Source organism: Streptomyces sparsus, assembly GCF_054776295.1.
Window position 1 is genome coordinate 1 of sequence record NZ_BAAHCA010000550.1, and the last position, 3323, is coordinate 3323.

The 3323-nt window shown below is 73.0% G+C and carries 3 protein-coding genes; 2 read left to right on the forward strand and 1 reads right to left on the reverse strand.

Going from position 1 to position 3323, the window contains the following annotated elements; genetic code table 11:
• The coding region (locus ACYVE9_RS20000; RefSeq protein WP_461029261.1) for a pyridoxal phosphate-dependent aminotransferase at positions 1 to 1211 on the reverse strand (1211 nt) is incomplete at its 3' end.
• A 262-nt stretch (positions 1212 to 1473) separates the two neighbouring features.
• On the opposite strand from ACYVE9_RS20000, the gene ACYVE9_RS20005 reads away from it, so the two are divergent.
• Both ACYVE9_RS20005 and ACYVE9_RS20010 read left to right on the forward strand, forming a co-directional pair.
• Positions 1474 to 2733, forward strand: a complete 1260-nt coding sequence (locus ACYVE9_RS20005; RefSeq protein WP_461029262.1) for a VWA domain-containing protein — start codon at positions 1474 to 1476, stop codon at positions 2731 to 2733.
• On the forward strand, positions 2733 to 3323 hold a 591-nt coding region (locus ACYVE9_RS20010; RefSeq protein ID WP_461029263.1), incomplete at its 3' end, for a hypothetical protein. The genes ACYVE9_RS20005 and ACYVE9_RS20010, both read left to right, overlap by 1 nt.

Sequence of the window (3323 nt, forward strand, 5' to 3'; positions counted from 1 at the left end):
GGCGCCGGGGCGAGTTGCGCGGGCGCCGACCGGGGCAGCGGCTCGGGCGCGGCCGGCGCGTACCACTCGCTGCCGTAGAGCACCCGGCTCAGACCGGTGAGCAACCGCCCCACGTCGGCCTGCGGGCGCACCACCAGACGCAGGAACCGGCTGCTGCTGCCCAGCTTGTTGCCGCACTCGCGGACCAGCACCCCGTGCTCGGCGAGCAGCCGGTTGCGCAACACCACACCGTCGGCTCCGTCGGGCAGCCGGACGAAGAGGAAGTTGCCCTGCGAGGGGTAGACGGTCAGGCCGGGCAGGGTGCGCACCTGCCGGTACATCTCCTGCCGGTCCCAGCTGACCCGGCGCAGGCTCTCGCCGTACTCCTGCTGGTGCTCGGACAGCATGAACACCACGGCCTCCGCGAAGGAGTTGAGGTTCCACTTGGGCAGGTTGTCGCGTATCCGGGCGGCCAGGCCCGGGTTGGCGACCATGTAGCCGAAGCGGACGCCGTGCAGGCCGAAGTTCTTGCCGAGGCTGCGCAGCACGACCACGTTGGGCCGCAGGACCGCCTCCTCGACGACGCTCGGCCACGCCTCGGCGTCGACGAAGTCGAGGAAGGACTCGTCGACCACGACCAGGTCCAGGTCGACCAGGGCGTCCAGCATGGTGACCACGGCCTGGCGGGGCAGGTAACCGCCGTCGGGATTGTTGGGGTTGCAGATCACCGCGGTCCGGGAGCCGCGCAGCCGGACGAAGTTGACGAACGCCGCCGGGTCGAGGGCGAAGCCGGCCTGCTCGGGCAGCACGAACATGTCGACCCGCTTGCCGGTCTCCATCGGCTGGTCGGTCCACCGGCCGAAGGTCGGGATGGGGACGGCCAGCGAGTCCCGGACCAGCAGATGGTCGATCCAGGTGATCAGCTCGGTGGAGCCGTTGCCCATCGCGACGGTTCGCGGACTGAGGCCCAGGGTGGCGCAGAGCCGGTCGGTGATCGTCTCGGTGCTGCTGGGGTAGTACGTGAGGATCTCCCGCATCCGCGTCGTCAGATCGTCGAACATCTCGGGTGTCGGGAAGTACGGGTTGCACGGGATGCAGAAGTCCACCAGGCCCGCGCCGCTCGCCGCGCCCCCGGACGCCTGCCGGGCCGCCCGGTCCAGGGCGAACAGGGAGGGGCTGTGTGCCCCGGCGGTGGCGAAGAGGTCGAGCGCGTTGCCGACGGCGACAGTCAAGACGGTGCCTCCTGTGGTGCGAACCGCGCGGCCCGCGGTGGGTCCTCACCCGGGGTACGCGGCGGGCCGCCGATGTGTTCAGCCGGTGTTCGATCCGTGTGCGACAGGCAACGACAGGTCGCCCGCCGCCCCGGCGGGCCCGCCGCACGCCCGGGGGTCGCAGCGGGTCGGAGGGTGGTCCGGTTGCCGACCCGACCGTGCTCATGTCGCCTTTGTGCAGAGGGTTTTGGCGCTGGAGACGAAGATCAATAGGATCCGCCCAATGATCATAGGAAGACGGCCGGCGACGGTCCTGTGCGGGCTGCTCGCCGCCCTGGCGGCCGGTGCGCTGCCGGCAAGTGCCGCCGTGGCGCCCGCGGAGCCCGAGAAGCCGGCGATCCCGCCCAAGGTGGAACTGGTCCTCGACGTCAGCGGCTCGATGCGGGCCGCCGACGTGGACGGTCGGACCAGGATGGCGGCGGCCAAGCACGCGTTCAACGAGGTGATCGACGCCGTTCCCGAGGGCGTGCACTTCGGCATCCGCACGCTCGGCGCCGACTACAGGGGCGACGACAAGAAGCGCGGCTGTGTGGACAGTGCGCAGCTGTACCCCGTCGGGGAGGTCGACCGCACGGAAGCCAAGACGGCGGTCGCCACCCTCGCGCCGACCGGGTGGACGCCGATCGGGTACGCGCTGCGCGGCGCGGTGCAGGACCTCGGTACCGGGGAGGGCACCCGTCGCATCGTGCTCATCACGGACGGCGAGGACTCCTGCGGTCTGCCCGACCCGTGCGACGTGGCGCGGGAGTTGGCCGCGTCCGGCACCCACCTGACGGTGGACACCCTCGGGCTGACCGGGGACGCCGAGGTGCGGGAGCAGCTCAGCTGCATCGCCGAGGCGACCGGGGGCACCTACACGGCCGTGCAGGACACCGAGCAGCTCTCCGACCGGCTTCAGCAGTTGGTGCGGCGTTCCGCGGAGACGCCCGTGCGGGACCCGGCGCCCGTCGAGGGTGCCGATCGGTGCGCCAAGGCGCCGCGACTGGCTGCCGGCGTGTACGCGGACCGGGCCCGTTTCGGTGAACACCGCTGGTACCAGGTGGTGTTGCCGCCGGGCCGTGAGTTGCGCGCCTCGGTGAGCGTCGCGGCGGACCGCGCGGTCGACCGTGACTACTCGGTGCTGCTGCGGGCGGTCACGGAGCGGGGCCGCGAGCTGGTGCGCGGGGCCGAAGCCGGCCACGGGCGCACGGACGTGGTGTCGACCGGGCTGCGCCACCCCTGGCGGGGCGACGAGGAGCGGGTCGTGTGCCTGGTGGCGAGCCACTCGTTCTCCGCTCCCGGGGCCGGGTCGAAGGACCCCGGTCTGCCGGTCGAGCTGACTGTGGACCTGGTCGAAGCCCCCTCGGGGAACGCAGACGTGGCCTACCTCGGGTTGGCCAGGGGCTGGGTGCCGCTGGTGCTGCTGACGCTGACCGGGCTGGCCGCCGGCGTGCTGAGCGGACTGCTGGGACGGCTGCGCCGCCCCGTACGAGGAGCGAACTGATGCGTATCGGAACTGCCACGACGGCAGCGGTGCTGGCCGCAGCCTTCCTCACCGGCGCCACCGCACCGACCTCGGCGGGGAAGGAGCCGCCGACCGAGCCCACCGAGGCGGGCACGGGCTTCCGCACCGCGACCGCCGTCGAACGGGGAGTGGAGGCGGAGGCGGTCGGCGCCGTCGGCGACTACCTCTACTGGGTGTTCGCCGCCGCGGCGGGTGAGGCGCCGACCGCCACGGCGACCGTCGTCCTCCCGGACGGGGCCACCCGCAGCGGCAACGCGACCTGGCAGCTGGACGTGTACGACGGCTTGCGCCGACGCCAGCCGTGCGCGGCGGGCACGCCACGGCGGGTCACCCGGCCAGGGACGGACACGGTGGCCCTCAGCTGCACGCTGCGACCGGTGCAGCCGTGGGCCGAGCAGTGGGCGAACGACCCGCTGCCCGGTGCCTACTTCGTGCGGCTGACGGCTGTGTCACTGCGGGACGAGGACCTCGGCCTGCCGCTCCGGGCGCGGATCGAGGTCTCGGCGGACGCCGCCGACGGGGCGCGACGCGGTGGCGGCGCGCTACCCGAGCCGCTGCTGCCCGCGGTG